The 13,378-nt window shown below is 67.0% G+C and carries 21 protein-coding genes and 2 tRNA genes; 16 read left to right on the top strand and 7 right to left on the bottom strand.

All coding sequences use genetic code 11. The features are described from left to right. The first annotated feature begins 2 nt into the window (after nucleotides 1–2). From SOM10_RS11765 to SOM10_RS11740, 6 genes are all read left to right on the top strand, one after another. Entirely contained in the window at nucleotides 3–161 is a 159-nt protein-coding gene (locus SOM10_RS11765) for a hypothetical protein (protein WP_320490105.1), read from the top strand. A gap of 81 nt (nucleotides 162–242) precedes the next feature. Next, nucleotides 243–419: a hypothetical protein gene (locus SOM10_RS11760; protein ID WP_320490103.1), complete on the top strand. Its 177-nt coding sequence runs from the start codon at nucleotides 243–245 to the stop codon at nucleotides 417–419. Further along, nucleotides 416–1,315 carry a hypothetical protein gene (locus tag SOM10_RS11755; protein WP_320490101.1) on the top strand — a complete coding sequence of 300 codons (900 nt, stop codon included), beginning with the start codon at nucleotides 416–418 and terminating at the stop codon, nucleotides 1,313–1,315. Before SOM10_RS11760 ends, SOM10_RS11755 begins: the two co-directional genes overlap by 4 nt. Next, on the top strand, nucleotides 1,315–1,887 hold the full coding sequence (locus SOM10_RS11750; protein WP_320490099.1) for a hypothetical protein: 573 nt from the start codon (nucleotides 1,315–1,317) through the stop codon (nucleotides 1,885–1,887). The genes SOM10_RS11755 and SOM10_RS11750 overlap by 1 nt, the downstream gene beginning before the upstream one ends. Next, the gene (locus SOM10_RS11745; protein ID WP_320490097.1) at nucleotides 1,884–2,390 is read left to right on the top strand and encodes a hypothetical protein; all 507 of its coding nucleotides are present in this window, start codon (nucleotides 1,884–1,886) and stop codon (nucleotides 2,388–2,390) included. Before SOM10_RS11750 ends, SOM10_RS11745 begins: the two co-directional genes overlap by 4 nt. A gap of 14 nt (nucleotides 2,391–2,404) precedes the next feature. Continuing rightward, nucleotides 2,405–2,776: a hypothetical protein gene (locus SOM10_RS11740; protein WP_320490096.1), complete on the top strand. Its 372-nt coding sequence runs from the start codon at nucleotides 2,405–2,407 to the stop codon at nucleotides 2,774–2,776. 55 nt (nucleotides 2,777–2,831) lie between these two features. Here the strand turns inward: SOM10_RS11740 and SOM10_RS11735 are convergent, their stop codons facing one another. Then, nucleotides 2,832–3,104: a hypothetical protein gene (locus SOM10_RS11735; RefSeq protein ID WP_295103493.1), complete on the bottom strand. Its 273-nt coding sequence runs from the start codon at nucleotides 3,102–3,104 to the stop codon at nucleotides 2,832–2,834. A 9-nt stretch (nucleotides 3,105–3,113) separates the two neighbouring features. Then, nucleotides 3,114–3,437: a hypothetical protein gene (locus SOM10_RS11730; protein ID WP_320490093.1), complete on the bottom strand. Its 324-nt coding sequence runs from the start codon at nucleotides 3,435–3,437 to the stop codon at nucleotides 3,114–3,116. A 96-nt stretch (nucleotides 3,438–3,533) separates the two neighbouring features. On the opposite strand from SOM10_RS11730, the gene SOM10_RS11725 reads away from it, so the two are divergent. From SOM10_RS11725 to SOM10_RS11700, 6 genes are all read left to right on the top strand, one after another. Further along, on the top strand, nucleotides 3,534–3,785 hold the full coding sequence (locus SOM10_RS11725) for a DUF3263 domain-containing protein (protein ID WP_320490091.1): 252 nt from the start codon (nucleotides 3,534–3,536) through the stop codon (nucleotides 3,783–3,785). 29 nt (nucleotides 3,786–3,814) lie between these two features. Continuing rightward, nucleotides 3,815–3,882, top strand: a tRNA-Thr gene (locus SOM10_RS11720). Between the two features lie 86 nt (nucleotides 3,883–3,968). Next, on the top strand, nucleotides 3,969–4,550 hold the full coding sequence (locus SOM10_RS11715) for an isochorismatase family protein (RefSeq protein ID WP_320490089.1): 582 nt from the start codon (nucleotides 3,969–3,971) through the stop codon (nucleotides 4,548–4,550). Continuing rightward, entirely contained in the window at nucleotides 4,547–5,074 is a 528-nt protein-coding gene (locus SOM10_RS11710; RefSeq protein ID WP_320490087.1) for a DUF1697 domain-containing protein, read from the top strand. Before SOM10_RS11715 ends, SOM10_RS11710 begins: the two co-directional genes overlap by 4 nt. After that, nucleotides 5,071–5,703 (top strand): M23 family metallopeptidase, encoded by a 633-nt coding sequence (locus SOM10_RS11705; protein ID WP_320490086.1) that lies wholly within the window; start codon nucleotides 5,071–5,073, stop codon nucleotides 5,701–5,703. Before SOM10_RS11710 ends, SOM10_RS11705 begins: the two co-directional genes overlap by 4 nt. A 241-nt stretch (nucleotides 5,704–5,944) precedes the next feature. Next, entirely contained in the window at nucleotides 5,945–6,466 is a 522-nt protein-coding gene (locus SOM10_RS11700) for a CGNR zinc finger domain-containing protein (RefSeq protein ID WP_320490085.1), read from the top strand. A 23-nt stretch (nucleotides 6,467–6,489) separates the two neighbouring features. On the opposite strand, the gene SOM10_RS11695 is transcribed toward SOM10_RS11700, so the two are convergent. The 3 genes from SOM10_RS11695 to SOM10_RS11685 all read right to left on the bottom strand — a co-directional run bounded on the left by SOM10_RS11695 (nucleotide 6,490) and on the right by SOM10_RS11685 (nucleotide 8,013). Continuing rightward, nucleotides 6,490–7,038: a type 1 glutamine amidotransferase domain-containing protein gene (locus tag SOM10_RS11695; protein WP_053097341.1), complete on the bottom strand. Its 549-nt coding sequence runs from the start codon at nucleotides 7,036–7,038 to the stop codon at nucleotides 6,490–6,492. Between the two features lie 108 nt (nucleotides 7,039–7,146). Then, nucleotides 7,147–7,219, bottom strand: a tRNA-Lys gene (locus SOM10_RS11690). Nucleotides 7,220–7,350: 131 nt separating this feature from the next. Further along, the gene (locus tag SOM10_RS11685; protein WP_053097339.1) at nucleotides 7,351–8,013 is read right to left on the bottom strand and encodes a fasciclin domain-containing protein; all 663 of its coding nucleotides are present in this window, start codon (nucleotides 8,011–8,013) and stop codon (nucleotides 7,351–7,353) included. A 223-nt stretch (nucleotides 8,014–8,236) separates the two neighbouring features. Here SOM10_RS11685 and sigK point away from each other — a divergent pair, with 223 nt between their 5' ends. From sigK to SOM10_RS11665, 4 genes are all read left to right on the top strand, one after another. Next, on the top strand, nucleotides 8,237–8,836 hold the full coding sequence (sigK, locus tag SOM10_RS11680) for an ECF RNA polymerase sigma factor SigK (protein ID WP_187250573.1): 600 nt from the start codon (nucleotides 8,237–8,239) through the stop codon (nucleotides 8,834–8,836). Next, entirely contained in the window at nucleotides 8,833–9,642 is an 810-nt protein-coding gene (locus SOM10_RS11675) for an anti-sigma factor (RefSeq protein WP_320490083.1), read from the top strand. Before sigK ends, SOM10_RS11675 begins: the two co-directional genes overlap by 4 nt. A gap of 28 nt (nucleotides 9,643–9,670) precedes the next feature. Continuing rightward, nucleotides 9,671–10,300: a hypothetical protein gene (locus SOM10_RS11670; protein WP_053097335.1), complete on the top strand. Its 630-nt coding sequence runs from the start codon at nucleotides 9,671–9,673 to the stop codon at nucleotides 10,298–10,300. Nucleotides 10,301–10,506: 206 nt separating this feature from the next. Continuing rightward, on the top strand, nucleotides 10,507–11,391 hold the full coding sequence (locus SOM10_RS11665) for an aminotransferase class IV (RefSeq protein ID WP_320490081.1): 885 nt from the start codon (nucleotides 10,507–10,509) through the stop codon (nucleotides 11,389–11,391). A gap of 145 nt (nucleotides 11,392–11,536) precedes the next feature. Here the strand turns inward: SOM10_RS11665 and SOM10_RS11660 are convergent, their stop codons facing one another. Both SOM10_RS11660 and pstB read right to left on the bottom strand, forming a co-directional pair. Further along, the gene (locus tag SOM10_RS11660; protein WP_230100380.1) at nucleotides 11,537–11,986 is read right to left on the bottom strand and encodes a DUF559 domain-containing protein; all 450 of its coding nucleotides are present in this window, start codon (nucleotides 11,984–11,986) and stop codon (nucleotides 11,537–11,539) included. 603 nt (nucleotides 11,987–12,589) lie between these two features. Beyond that, nucleotides 12,590–13,369 (bottom strand): phosphate ABC transporter ATP-binding protein PstB, encoded by a 780-nt coding sequence (gene pstB, locus SOM10_RS11655; RefSeq protein WP_045254296.1) that lies wholly within the window; start codon nucleotides 13,367–13,369, stop codon nucleotides 12,590–12,592. Nucleotides 13,370–13,378 lie beyond the last annotated feature (9 nt).

Here is a 13,378-nt window from a genome sequence, read left to right as displayed (position 1 = left end):
CAATGGACCCCGTACACGAGAAGCTCGCAATCCGCATCGCCAACGACGCCGTCACCATCGCCTCTCTCGAGGCTCGCGCAGAGGCACTGAGTGCAGAGATCGCACGCCTGCAGGCTGCTGCATCCGAGGCCGCCCCGTCGCCCGAAGGCGACGAGGACTGACCTCAAGGCCCCGCCCGCACCGGGCGGGGCCTCCCAATTCCACCCCGCCTTCGAGCGGGGTTTCGTCGTTAAGGAGACCCCATGTCGGCTGCACCCATCCAGTCGAAAGTGATCGTCGCGAATGCGATCACCACCGAAATGCTCGCCGGCGCGCGGATCATCGCAGACGAGATTCTGCCCCTCAAAGTCGACGAGGCCGCACTCCGATGTAGCGCGATCACTCTGTCGAAGCTGGGGAGCGAGGGGAGCGTCGCATGAGCTACGCCAACGGCCAGTACCCGCTCCACCTCTTCATCCACCGAGGCGGCAACCTCTACTTCACCCCGAGCCTGAACGCTCGATGGGACGAGATGGTGCGCCTAGCCCTCGAGAAGTACGGCGTCCGCCTCTACATAACCGGCGACATCGACGGGCTCGGCGGCTGGAACGTCTACCGCCCGATCGGCCCGCAGCGGAACTACCGCCGCCACTACGGCATCCGGGCGGCAGAGCCAGGCAAGTCGAGCCACGGCGGCAAGTACCGGGGCCAGGAGGTCTTCGCCGCAGACATCGCGAACGTCGACTCTCTTGCTCCCGGGAACCCATCCCTCGCTCGCGCACGGCTCACCGCACTCGCCAAGGCGGTCGGGCTCACCGTCAACTTCGTCACCCCGACCGAGTGGTGGCACGTCGGCGACTTCAACCCCGCATGGGCGGCACCCAGCTTCGGCGCCGTCGCGATCAACCCCGGGACGACCAACCGTCCCGCACCTGTCTCCGAGGAGGACGACATGCAGACCATCAAGTGGGGCGACCACATCTTCACGATCAACGGGTCGTACCTCAAGCATGAGACGAACAACAGGCAGGCATCCACCATGGGATGGCTGTTCAACCGCAACGACCGAATGGCGACGGGCTCGATGTACGTCGGCGTCGACAACGATGCGGTCAACGCCCTGCAGAAGAGCCTCTCGATCCCGTGGTACGCGTTCGAGCTGGTGATGTCTGGCCGTGGCTTCAACATCGACGGCACCCGCGGTGACGGCAAGGGCGAGAACGGCCGCGTCTGGTCGCTCCTGCACGAGATCAACGCGAAGCTCGACGGAATCCGTATCGACACGACCGGCCTCGCGAAGTCATTCGACGAGCTGCAGAAGAAGATCAGCGGGTGATGCGTCGGTTCAAGCAGGTGTGGGCGCGAGCAGCACCGCGCCTCATGCATGCCTGGCTACTGGTCGTGCGACTGCTCCGCACCGTCCGCGCGGCGTTCGCACGGCTGAACGGCGTCGACTGGGCGAACATGCACGTCAAGCTGGCGGGAGCGGTCTGGGCGATTCTGCTCTTCCTGCTGACTCCGTCTGTCGTCGCGGCGTCGCTGGGATCGGTTCTCGTGTGGGTCATGACGGGATTCATGCTCGTCGGCGCGATCATCTCGTCGGCGGGCCTGGTGGTGGCCTCGCGCGACCATGAGCACGACCCCGTTCGACTGCGCATCGACCTCCGGCGGTCGCTGTTCGGTCTGGGCGTCGAGCTCGTGGGGCTCGTGCTTATGCTGAGTGGCGTCCTGCTCTATTTCGTCACCCAGGGTGTCCTCTCGGTCGTGTTGCCCACAGGCGTCGATCGAGTCGCGCTGACAGCCTTCGCCTACTACTCGGGCGCGCAGACGCTCGCCCGTGTCGTCTCCGTGGTGCACCGCCGCCGGAAGGAGACGCGCCTCGCAGGATCGATCGGGGGAACTACGTGAACCCCGAAGTGCAGGCGCAGCTACAGCTCATCGGCTCGATCGTTACCGTGCTCTGCGTGATCGGGACGGGGACGTTCACCGTCATCGTCGCCCGGCAGAACCGCAAGGCACGCCAGGACCGGACGCCGGCCGACAGCAACGAGGCGACGAAGATCGCCAACGACCTGATCCTGCGGCTGCTCGACCGCGCGAACAACGACGTCGAGCGCTATCAGGGTCTGCTCGACGCCGTGTCGGCCGAGGCCGCGTCGTACAAAGGCCTCGCCGCCCTCGTGCCCGGCCTCCGCGACGACCTCGACCGCGCCGTGCGCGAGCGCGACCGTCTCCGCAAGGCGATCCACTACCTCGAGGCGAAGGCCCGCACGATCGGGACGATCACCTACTCGGAGGTCGTCGAGTGGGCGCAGGTTGCCCTTGACCCGGACGCCGACGGTGCGCTTTTCGATCTGCACATCCGCGACACACTCCCTGACGGTCTCGAAGACACCGTCACCACCCTCTGACCTTGGAGGTCATCATGATCGAATTCAACCTCGACGTGGCGCTGGTGATCCAGCTTCTCGTCTCCACCGTTCTCCCGCTGCTCGTCGGCCTCGTCACCAAGACCGTCACCCGCCCAGGCGTGAAGGCGGTGTTGCTCGCCACCTTCTCGCTGCTCACCTCGCTGCTCGTCGAGCTTGGCGCGGCCGTGACAGCAGGAACGACGTACGACATCGGGCAGGGTCTCCTTCTCGCACTGCCGACGTTCCTCATCGCGGTCGGTCTGCACTACGGACTCTGGAAGCCAGTCGGAGCCGCCGAAAAGGCTCAGGAGCTCTTCGCCCCGAGCACGGTCACCGTGCACGAGAACGCTTCCCCAAAGCCCGAACCCCTCATCGACCTCGACTGAGAAAGCCCCTCCCACGCCCATGCGGCGCGGGAGGGGCTTCTTTCGTGTTTGGGGGCTACGGTCGGCGCACCGAGAGCACCTGCCAGCCTTCCGGCACCTTCGCCATCAGCGCGTCCATGTCTTCGGCTTCGATCTCTGTCGGCTCGTCGCGGCGCTCGAACTTGCCCTCTACGATGCGGATGCCGCCGGGCTGCATCTCGACGTGCGCGGACACCATCTCCCAGCCCTCGGGTGCGCCGGCGATCAGCTCGGCTTGGAGGTCCGGGATCTCCTTGCCGGTCGCCTTCGCGACGTGCTTCTCGGAGGGGCGGATCATGGCGATGAGCATGGTGCCAGCCTACGCGCCGCGCTCCGGCCACGACGCGCCCGCGTGCGCTGTCGGGGTGCGATGGTCAGGCTGCGCCCGTCGGCTCGCGCCGACCTCGATCCATGGCTCGAGGCCGGGCAGCTCGCGGAGCGCCGCGCACAAGGTGAGCGTCTGCTCGTCCTCGAAGAATCCCACCCACGTGCCGACGGACTCCGTGAGTATGTCGCAGCGATCGCCCGCGGCCGCGTGGAGCTCGGCGATGACCGGCGCCGGGTCGACGGTGTATCGGTTCCTCGAGCAGATCGCGTCGAGCGTGATGCTGAGCATCGTGTCGGGCGACAGTCGTCGGGGCATGGACAGCGTCCTTCCTCCGGCCGAGGCGATCGATTCTATGCCGCGATGCCGACGTCGACCGAACGAGTGTCGGTGGTAGGGGAGAGGATGCCCGTCGTGACTCCATCCGAACTTCTCGCCTTCGAGGCACAGCATCCGGCCCACGTCCCGTCGAAGACCCATGCAATCCGGCACGAACTCGGCATCCAGCCCGCGCGCTACTACCAGCTTCTTCTCCGCGCGGCATCGTCGCGCGAGGGCATCGCCGCCGACCCCATCACCGCACGTCGAGTGCGCGAGCACCCTTCGCAAGCGACGAGACGGAATGTGTGCACCCGTGTGTACCAACCGCTCGAAGCTCGGAGGTAGACTGGCGGAAAATCCAGGGTTTGTACGGTGCCAGGACTGACATACCGTTTCACTCGTAATGAAAAGGTCGTCAGTTCGATTCTGACAAGCGGCTCCAGCAGGCCCCGTGATGTGAACAACATCCCGGGGCCTTTTGGTTTCCCGGGGTTGGGCAGGCGCGCGGAGGCGGCGTACCCTCGGATCATGAGCAGAGCGCTTCTGATCGTCGATGTCCAGAACGACTTCACCGAGGGCGGGGCGCTGGCCGTGGCGGGCGGCGACGACGTGGCATCCGCGGTCTCGGACTTCCTCGCGGTGCATGCATCGGAGTACGACGTCATCGTCGCCTCACGCGATTGGCACGACGCCGAGGGTGACAACGGCGGCCACTTCGGGGAGGTTCCGGATTTCGTCGACACCTGGCCCGTGCACTGCGTCGCGGGCACGCCGGGTGCGGTTTACGATCCCCTGCTGGTGACGGAGGCCGTCACGCACCATGTGCACAAAGGGCAGGGTCGCCCGGCATACTCGATGTTCGAGGGCGCGACCGAGTCGGGGGAGACGGTCGGAGCGATCCTCACCGCCGCCGGGGTCATCACGGCCGACGTCGTCGGCATCGCCACAGACCACTGCGTGCGCGCCTCCGCTCTCGATGCGATCGCACACGGAGTCCGCGTCCGGATCCTCACCGACCTGATCGCGGGTGTCGCTCCGGAGCCGAGCACGGCAGCCCTCGCAGAGCTCGCACACGCAGGCGCCGAGCTCATCGCGAGCGACGCTGCGTGAGCCGCAGTGTCCTCCTCCTGCGAGCGGTCAACGTCTCGGGCCGCAACAGGGTGCCGATGGCGCGGCTGCGCGAACTGATCGCGCCCGAGCTGGGCGAGGTCTCGACCTACATCGCGAGCGGCAACATCATCTGCGAGCAGCCGAGTGACCCGCGATCGGTCTGCGCCGACGTGCGCGCGATGATCGCGGGTGAGTTCGGCGTCGATACGCCCGTCGTCCATCGCACGCACGACCAGCTCGTGCGGTCGCACTCGAACCAGCCGTTCCCCGGGGCATCCGAGAATCTGCTGCACGCCATGTTCCTCGAGGGCCCCGCGTCGGCAGGTGCGGTCGACGCGCTGCGGGAGCGGCTCGTGCCGGGGGAGCGGATAGCGCTCGTCGACGACGATCTGTGGATCGACTACGCCGAGGGCGGCGTGCACACCACGAAGCTCACCAAGGCGGTGCTCGATAGGCTGCTCGGCGTCGCCGGCACGGCACGCAATGCGCGTACCGTGCGCAAGCTCATCGAGCTGACGGAATGACCCCCTCGGAGACGGTGGTGCTGTCCCTGCCCTTCACGGGGCGATGGCTGGTGCAGAACAGCCCGGCGTCCCGCGTTCCGAGCCACGGCACGACGCTGTTCGGCAGCTCGTATGCGATCGACTTCGTCCCGGTGGGCGTGGACGGGCGCAGCGCGCCGCGCACGGTCCGGAGCCTGCTCGGCACCGAGAGCCCGGAGGGTTTCGTCGGTTTCGGGCGCTCGATCCTCTCGCCGGTGTCGGGCGAGGTCGTCCGCGTCCATGACGGCGAGGTCGACCACGTCGCGCGTCGTTCGATGGGGGCCCTTCTCGGATACGCCCTCACACAGCCCTCGCGTGTGCGTCGGGGCGCGGGGGCTGTCGCCGGCAATCACGTCGCCATCAGATGCGACAGGGGACTCGTACTGCTGGCGCACCTGCGTGCGGGCAGCGTGACCGTGCGGGTCGGCGATCTCGTCGTTCCGGGTGATCGGATCGGCGACTGCGGAAACTCCGGCAACAGCACCGAGCCCCACCTGCATCTGCAGGTGTCGGACACGCTGGAGCGGGATGCGCGCGGCATCCCGATGGCCTTCCAGCGGTCAGGGCAGCAGCCGTGGATGCCGCGCAACGGAGACATCGTCACGGTCTGATGTCTCGTCTCGGCGGGTCCGGGCGAACTCGGCGCTGAGGGCCGTCGCCGGCCGCTGCGGGTGCGTCTCGAGATCGACGCGATGCGTGCCGCACTCAGTGCAGCGGACGTACACGACGACGCCCTCGCTGGTCGGATGCCGGGAGTCCGCGGTCCAGGCGTGCTCGTGGATTCTCGCTGTCTGGTGGGGGATCGGCAGAGTGTGCAGGGAGGTCATGACTCCAGCGTGATGTAATGGCCTTATGCATCTCAACCCTTACGGAGAATACGCGGTGCTTCTCGCGGCATCCCTCGCCGACGACTTCCCCGCCGACCGTCCGGGCATCGAGGAGCGCACACTCGAGATGGGGATGACGATGACGTTCCCACCCGCGGCGGACGACCGCGCACGCGTGAGAGAAGTGGTCGACGACTGGTTGACGATCGTCGACGCACGGGAGCCGGACGCCCGCGCGGAGATCCTCAACGCGCAGATGGCCCGGGCGGCGGCCTACCCTCGCCTCACGAACCACGACGGCGAAGGCTGGCACCTGCACTACCGCGACGACGTCCGGTCTCTGCCCTACGTCCTCCGTGCGATCTTCGCCGTCGGAACCTCGCTGCACCTGGTCACCCGCGGCATGGATCGACTCGGGCGCTGCGAGGCCTCGCCCTGCACGAACGTGGTCGTCGATGTGACGCGCAACGGCCGCCAGCGGTTCTGCTCGGTGCGCTGTGCGAACAGAGCGGCGGTCCGGCGTCACCGGGCGCGCGCGGGCGCCTGACACCGGGCCGCCCGGTGCTCAGATCACGCGGTCTGCTCGGCGTGCTTGCCTTCAGCGACCTCTTCGATCAGCTTCGCGTTGAACGCGGGAAGGTCGTCGGGCGTGCGGCTCGAGACGAGCCCCGCATCGACCACGACCTCCTCGTCGACCCAGGTGGCTCCGGCATTGCGGAGGTCGGTCGCGAGGCTCGGGTAGCTGGTCAGCGTCCGTCCGTCGACCACGCCGGCCTCGATCAGGATCCAGGCGCCGTGGCAGATGACGGCGACGGGCTTGTGCTGCTCGAAGAACGAGCGCGCGAGGTCGATGGATGCCTTGTCGAGCCGCAGGTGGTCGGCGTTCACGACACCGCCCGGAAGCACGAGAGCGTCGAACTCGTCGGCCGTGGCCTTCTCGGAGGTGAGGTCGACGTGCTGCACGTGACCGTTCTTGCCGGTGATCTGCTGTCCGTCCGGTGCGATGAGCGTGGCGCTCGCGCCCTCGCCCTGCACCGCTTCCCACGGACTGGTCAGCTCGCTGTCCTCGAATCCGTCTGTCGCGAGGAATGCCACTCGGCTGTCGGTGAGAGTCGCCATGATGCGTCCTTTCGTGGGGTGGATGTCCCGGATGGGGACGCCACGACTCTCGCGCAGGATGCGGATGCGGTGAAGGGGGTGGCCGGATCCGGCCGACGGTGATAACGGTGGGCCCCGTGGGGCTCGAACCCACGACCCGCGGATTAAAAGTCCGATGCTCTGCCAACTGAGCTAGAGGCCCGCCCCTCCAGTCTAGGGCGCAAAGAAGGAGCCGCTGACGACGATGTCGTCAGCGGCTCCTTGCACCATCCCACCGACCTCCCCCGAGAGGTGAGATGGCTTACCGAGTGTCCGCCTCGGCGTTCCCGGGCCTTACTCGGCCGGGGGCATCAGAACCGTGTCCACGAGGTACACGGTGGCGTTCGCGGTCTGGACTCCACCGCAGATGACGGTCGCGTCGTTGACCATCAGGTCGTCGCCGCTGCCGGTGACCTCGACGTCTGCACCCTGCACGGTGGCGTGCGTTCCGACGATCTCATCGGGGGTCAGCTGTCCGGGGATCACGTGGTACGTCAGAATCGAGCTCAGCGTGGCGCTGTCCGTCTTGAGAGCCTCGATGGTGGCCGGGTCGATCTTCGCGAAGGCGTCATCGACCGGAGCGAAGACGGTGAACTCGTCGCCGTTGAGCGTGTCGACGAGGTTGACGTCGGGGTTCAGCTGTCCGCTGACTGCCGCCACCAGCGTGGTGAGCAGCGGGTTGTTCGATGCGGCGGTGGCGACCGGGTCGAGAGCCATGCCCTCGACGGAGCCTGCGCCGTCCGGCACAGCCTCTGCGTATGCGGCGCAGCCGGGGCCGACCAGGTTGGCGGCCGGGTCCATCGTCTCGGTCTCGGGAGCCATCGTCTCGGACGACTCGGGGGCCGTCGACTCTGCCGGCTCTTCGGTGGTGCCGCCCATGGAACATGCGGAGAGCAGGAATGCGCTCGCAAGGCCGAGGGTGATGGCTGCGGTGACCTTCTTCTTGGTGCTGAACATCTCAAGCTCCTTCAGAACACTGCCACGGCCTCTCCGTGGCGTTGACAGTCGTTCGGAGCCCCGTCGGGATCGGATGGGAGAAATCGCAAAGTTTTTTTCGAGTCGTCGAATCCAATCCGTTCCGGGGGTCGGCCGCGAACATCATTCGACGAACCGCACTTAAGAGGACTCATTTCCGTCACTTTCGGGTGGCGGCTGCACGGGAAAGCGGGGTGGATGCGGCATGCTGTTAGAGATGGTCATCGACGGAATGGACGTACCGGAAGACGGTACGGCTCGGGATGCTGTCGCTGACCTGCTTCTGCGCATCGGCGGCGGCGATCAGCGCGCGTTCGCGGAGCTCTACGACAGTCTGTCGTCCCGGGTCTTCGGCCTCATCCTCAGGGTTCTCGTCAATCGCTCGCAGAGCGAAGAGGTGCTCCAGGAAGTCTTCTTGGAGATCTGGCAATCCGCTACGAAGTTCGCTCCGAACAAGGGACAGGGAAGAACCTGGGTGATGACGATCGCGCACCGTCGTGCGGTCGACCGGGTTCGGGCGTCCCAGTCCAGTGCGGACCGAGACGTGCGAGCCGGGTTCAGGGATATCGGAGTCGCGCACGACAGTGTCGCGGAGACGGTGGAGCTGGGCATCGAGGGCGAGAAGGTCGTTCACGCACTCTCGGGCCTTCCTGAGGCTCAGCGCGAAGCTCTCGTCCTGGCCTACTACGGCGGTTACAGTCAAAACGAAGTGGCAGTGCTCGTCGGGGCGCCGCTGGGGACGATCAAGACACGGATGCGAGATGGGCTCTCGCGTCTGAGGACAGCTATGGGGGTGACGGCATGAACGAGCAGGAATTCGCAGAACTCGCGGCAGGAGCGGCACTCGACGCGCTGTCGCCCGATGACCAGCAGCGCTATCACGCCGCTCTCGCAGCGCATCCCGAGTGGCAGAGCATCGTCGATGCGGATGCCGACAGCGCAGGATTCCTCGCCGACGGCGCAGCTCCGGTGGTTCCGTCGCCCGACATCCGCGCGACGCTGCTCGCACGGATCGCGGAGACACCGCAGACCGGCGACGTCGTGTTCGCCGATTCGACCCCTGACGCCCTGGCGGACGAGACGTCGGATGCCGCGCCTGCGGAGGACTCCGCCCCGACCGCTCTCGGTGGGGAAGCCGCGCCGAAGGCTCCGGCACACCGCCTCCGCTTCCTCTTCGCGCTCGCCGCGTGCCTCGCACTGCTCGTCGGTGTGGGAGCGGGCGCTGTCGCGATCAACACGTACATCAACCGTCCGGCCAGCGTCGTCGCTCTCGAGGACATCCAGTCGGCCGATGATGCTCAGCAGGCCAGCGTCTCTCTCGAGAGCGGTGGCACGGCGACCGCGCACTGGTCGGCGTCTCTCGGCAAGTCCGTGCTCGTGACCGACGGCATCCCGTCGCTCGCCGAGGGGGAGACCTACGAGCTCTGGTACGTCCGAGGCGACACCCCGGTGCCGGCAGGCGTGTTCGCGGCCGAAGACGGCGAAGCGACGGCAGTGCTCGCCGGAGAGATGCAGGCCGGCGACGTGATCGCGGTCACGGTGGAGCAGGACGGCGGTTCGCCCTCCGGCCTGCCGACGACCGACCCCGTCGTCGTGATTCCGACAGCCTGACATCCCGGATCGCGCGTACCCTGGACTGATGCCTGAGCAGTTCTCCCGTCCGGTGCGCCGGCCCACCAGCGCCTTCGACAACATCGTCGGCAGTCACGATCCCGCCGAGGAGACGCGCATCGCGCACGCGACGGCATCCGCTCTGCTGACCCGTGTCCGTGCCGACGAGAGCGGTGTGAGCGCTGACAGACTCGTTGCCTTCACCGATGAGCACGGCATCGACGAGATCGCCGAGCTCTGGTCGAAGGCACCGTCCCGCACCCTGCCGGGCGCCCTCTGGCGGCTCTACATCCTGCAGCTGGCGATCCACGGCGACCCGCAGACCGCTGCCCTGCTCTACGAGCGCGGCAGGGTGGAACTGGCGTCGGTGGATGCCGTGATCGCCGGGGCGCCGGTGCCGGCGAACCCCGATGAGCTCGTCGCGCTGATCGACACGATCCTCCGTGGCGCGTTCCGGGGGGACTTCGCGGTCGCCCTCGACCGAGCGGCGGCGTTCTGCCGGGTCCAGGCCTCGGGAGCGACGCACACAGCGGACGACTACGAGCCGACCGAGCCGTCGCGCGCCAGTGAGCTCACCACCCGCGCCCTGCGGCTGAGCAGCTATGCGCAGGACCTCTCGGCCTCTGCTGTGCTGTGGCGGTCCGGAGCCCTGGCCTGAGCGGACGCGTCCGGGGGAGCGCAAGCCCTCGCGGACTCGCGACGGGCACGACCTGCGACCGGGCATGAAAAGACCGGGCCGCAAAAACGCCTCTCGGCGGAAGGCCGCTCGCAGCGGCAAAAATTGGAGCCCGGGGTTATGCGGCCCGGCCACTCCATTGTAACAAGATCATGCTGCAGCTATTCCCGGGGCCCTAGGCTCGGATCATGACACGGCGCTTTGCTCTGATGATCGATCCTGCGGCGGCTGACGTCGACCGTTCCGACTTCGCAGAGACTTTCACTCTCGTCGATGCGGCCGCTCCGGCGCTCAGCGTGGGGGAGCTGAGCACGCAGCGCGGCGACGGAGTGTTCGAGTCGATCGGCGTGATCAACGGTCATGCGCAGGAGGTCGTGCCGCATCTCGAGAGGTTGACTCACTCGGCGCAGCTGTGCGATCTGCCGCTTCCCAACCAGGCGCAGTGGCACCAGGCGATCGAGCGGGCCGCCGCACACTGCGAGCGGGGCGAGTACGTCATCAAGCTCATCCTCAGCCGAGGCGTCGAGCACGGCCCCACGCCGACGGCCTGGGTCACGGCGGCGCCGGCATCCGACTTCTCGACTGTGCGGGAACAGGGAATCCGCGTCGTCACCCTCGACCGCGGATACGACCTCGACGTGGCCGAGAAAGCACCGTGGCTGCTGCTGGGCGCCAAGACGCTCTCCTACGCCGTGAACATGGCGGCGCTTCGCGAGGCGCATCGACGAGGAGCCGACGACGCCATCTTCCTGTCGCGTGACGGCTTCGTGCTCGAGGCGCCGACCGCGTCGCTGATCCTGCGTGTCGGGGATCGCTTCGTGACACCGGCCCCGAACGGCGGCATCCTGCACGGCACGACGCAGCTGAGCGTCTACGACTACCTGGCCGGGAAGGGACTCGTCGCAGAATACAGCCGAGTGCCGGCATCCGACCTTCCCCGGGCTGATGCCGCATGGCTGGTCTCGAGCGTCCGCCTCGCCGCCCCGATCACCGCCGTCGACGGAGTCGACATCCCGGTCGATCACGCCCTGACGGCCGAGCTGAACGACTACCTCCTCTCGCCCCGCGACTGAGGTGCCGTGCGCCTGGCCCGACCGCCCGCTACGGGCACAACTTCGGAGCTCTCGACCGACCCGCCGCGCGCAATCACCCGGATCGGCGCGTCGTCGACCGGCATCCGAAGTTGTGCCCGTAAATGGGGCGCTGATCCGAGAATGATCAGGGCCTGAGCGCCATCATTCCGACAATCGCTCGCTCGACGAGATCCCAGTCATGGATGACCATCGCATAGTCGAACCGAAGTGTGGCGTGCCCCCACGCGGCGGCCGTGGCGTCCCGGGTGAGATCGCGGTGTCGATGCGACTGTCCCTCATGATTCGCTTTGCCATCCGTCTCGATGAGAAGCCAATCATCGATCATGAGATCGACGATGCCGCTCGCGACGAACCGCACTTGGCAGCGGACGAACCATCCGTACTTGCGGAGTCGCAGCCGAACGAGTGACTCCAGGCCGCTGTCGGCATCCGCGCGGGAGAAGTCGATCAGGTCTCGTCCAAAGGTATCGACGTGCAGCCGCAGCCATCGCAGCCCATCGCCGTCGATCAGGCCGAGGCGGCGCGCGGACTCGAGCGCGACGAAGAACGCCTCGCCGCCGCGGCAGTGGAGCATCTGCAGCAGTATCCGAGGTGCCGAAGGGAGCCCGAAACTTCGCGAGGAAGCGCCTGAATCCCAATGACGGATGCAGGTGCACTCACGGCTGACGCCTGGGTGATGGTGTCTGTCTGCGCGAAGCCAGACGTGCAGAGCTGGATCCTCGAGAACCCAGATGCCGAGGTGCCGTGCTGCGCTGGCGCATCCCAGAGAGCCTCCATGCTCAGCAGCCTCGACGGCGCTCGCGCAGGCCGTGTCGGCAGCGTAGACCCCCCGTCGGATTCGACGGAGCTGCCCGCGCCGCACGCGAGCGTCGAGAGCCCGGCGTGAGCTTCTCGCCCGAAGGTCGCGCCAGGTCCAGATCTCGATCGATGATGAGCTGCACATCAGAGGAGCATCCGCGATCACGATGCTCGTTCTCGACCATGATGCCGGCATCTGTGGACGCAATTCGTCCTGGCTCGTCTCTGCAGGATGAGTGCCGCGGTCTGGCCCGGGTACCGATACGGACCTTAACGACGAAACGCCGTGGGACCAGAGGGACACACGGCGTTTCGAACCAGCAGCTCCGAAACTGTGCCCGCGAAGAACGGGCGCCCGGGTCGAAGCTGAGGCGGATGCTTATCCGAAGCGACCCGAGACGTAGTCCTCGGTGGCCTGGACAGACGGAGTGGTGAACATCGTGCGGGTGTCGTCGTACTCGATGAGCTTGCCCGGCTTGCCGGTGCCCGCGATGTTGAAGAACGCCGTCTTGTCGGACACGCGGCTCGCCTGCTGCATGTTGTGCGTCACGATGACGACCGTGTACTGGGTCTTGATCTCGGCGATGAGCTCCTCGATCGCGAAGGTCGAGATCGGGTCGAGCGCCGAGCAGGGCTCGTCCATGAGGATCACGTCGGGGGAGACGGCGATGGCACGCGCGATGCAGAGACGCTGCTGCTGACCGCCGGACAGGCCGGAGCCCGGGCGGTCGAGGCGGTCCTTGACCTCGTTCCAGAGGTTCGCCCCACGCAGCGACTTCTCGACCAGGGCATCCTGGTCGCTCTTGGCCATGCGCGTGTTGTTGAGCTTGACGCCCGCGAGCACATTCTCCTTGATCGACATGGTCGGGAACGGGTTCGGGCGCTGGAAGACCATGCCGACCTGGCGGCGCACGAGCACGGGGTCGACCCCGGTGCCGTAGAGGTTCTTGCCGTCAATCAGCACCTCGCCCTCGACGCGCGCGCCGGGGATGACCTCATGCATGCGGTTCAGGGTGCGCAGGAACGTGGACTTGCCGCAGCCCGACGGGCCGATGAAGGCCGTGACGGTGTTGGGCTTGATGTCGATGCTGACGCCTTCGACCGCGAGGAAGTCGCTGTAGTAGACGTTGAGGTCGTTGACTTCGATGCTCTTGGACACGTGAAATCC

It is taken from the genome of Microbacterium sp. CFBP9023, from assembly GCF_034045055.1.
Lineage (GTDB): Bacteria > Actinomycetota > Actinomycetes > Actinomycetales > Microbacteriaceae > Microbacterium.
Note: the sequence above shows the minus strand (reverse complement) of the source record. Positions and strands in the feature narration are given on the sequence as shown.